Raw genomic sequence first — 1,508 nt, 5'->3', positions numbered from 1 at the left:
CCGTTCTAAAAATACCTTGTACCCAAACAGACCCATTTTCCAGACAATCGTCTTCATCAAGATAAGATGAATGACTACAAAAAAAGCTGCAATTAGAGTCCACCCTCTCCTCTGAAGAATCAGCCACATCATTACAATTTCGATCTTGAAATGGTTCATTAAAATTATGTATTAAATCTACTCCACTTGGCAAATCTAAATAGACTTCCGCATCATTAAATTTTTCATTTGTGATATCACAGAATCCACCCGTTGCATCTTCAAGGAATATTGTACCTTCAGGACATTCTGAGGGAACTTGTGTCCTGGTTTCAGCATCTGTCTTCCTTCCATCTTCATTGCAATCCATATTTTTCAATCGAGCATAAGAAAAGTCTTCAACAAACCGTTTCTTAAAATATAGGGTATCTATAATAGTTGTATCTTCTCCAGTGGTAACCTTTTGAACTGTAGAATTATATTCATTTTGATCAATAAAAGCAAATTCACTTGTTGAAGTAATGCTGTCAGAATCAATTACTGATTTAAAAATGAGTGAATCAAATTCTGTTGGCTGTGTATAATATAGAGTGTCATAAACTCTATCTGAAGAACCATATCCAGGGGAATACCTATTATTTTCATCATCCCAAGTGATTTTTTCTATTAAAGTATATGGCTGATACCAAGGGGCTTCAGCTGTAAAAGTTAATTTATCTATTACAGAACCATGATATACACCGTCATTATTAATATCAATTCCCTGTTCAATCTCACTAAAAGGTTCTTTAGTAGTATAACCAGAATATTCATCAGATGAAACTGTTAATAAATGTTGTGAAAAGCTCCTCAGATTTAATGTGTCTTTTGTCGGATCAAGAGTTGACGGAGCATTAATTTGAGTCGAGGTTGAATAAAAAAGATATTTGGAGCTTATATCTGAATTTGAATAAAAATCATAAAAATATTCAGCAGGGTCACCTGAAGCACCTAATACAATTTCTGTACTTGTTTCAGGTTCAACAATAGGTTCTTTCTCACATGCATAAAAAATAAATATTACAATTAGAGAGAGAAAAATATTTTTATTCATTTGTATTACCAAAAATAATTAACCTCACAATAGACTCAGAAAAATGTTTTATTTGTAAAGAGCATAAGTAAAATATGTGAATTAATACTTAGCTTGTTATATTAATAATTATGCCTAGTCTATTCCAATATAAAATCTTAGTCTATTATAAACAGGATTTTTATATAGAATTTATTATTTATTTAGAATTAAATAAAAATGAAGTATACTTTTCGAGAATAACTCTATTATTTACCTATATACTTAAAGTAAGTATTATCTGTAGATAAAATAAGTTGAGTCGTTGAATCAATAGTATTTTTATAGGTCTCCAAAGTCTTGATGAAATTATAAAATTCTGGTGATTTCCCATATGCATTTGCATAAATCTGGGTAGCCTTTGCATCAGCCTTACCTTTAATCGTCTGAGATTCTAAAAAAGCACCTGATATTATCT

At 30.4% G+C, this 1,508-nt stretch carries 1 protein-coding gene and 1 pseudogene; both read right to left on the bottom strand.

The window, feature by feature from the left end; all coding sequences use genetic code 11:
- The coding region (locus AMO08_RS03700) for a hypothetical protein (RefSeq protein WP_143323810.1) at window positions 1–1,072 on the bottom strand (1,072 nt) is incomplete at its 3' end.
- 227 nt (window positions 1,073–1,299) lie between these two features.
- A pseudogene (locus AMO08_RS05865) lies at window positions 1,300–1,508 on the bottom strand (protease modulator HflC); the annotation flags it as partial.

It is taken from the genome of Candidatus Pelagibacter communis (genome assembly GCF_001180205.1).
In the GTDB taxonomy this organism is placed as follows: domain Bacteria; phylum Pseudomonadota; class Alphaproteobacteria; order Pelagibacterales; family Pelagibacteraceae; genus Pelagibacter; species Pelagibacter ubique_O.
Note: the sequence above shows the minus strand (reverse complement) of the source record. Positions and strands in the feature narration are given on the sequence as shown.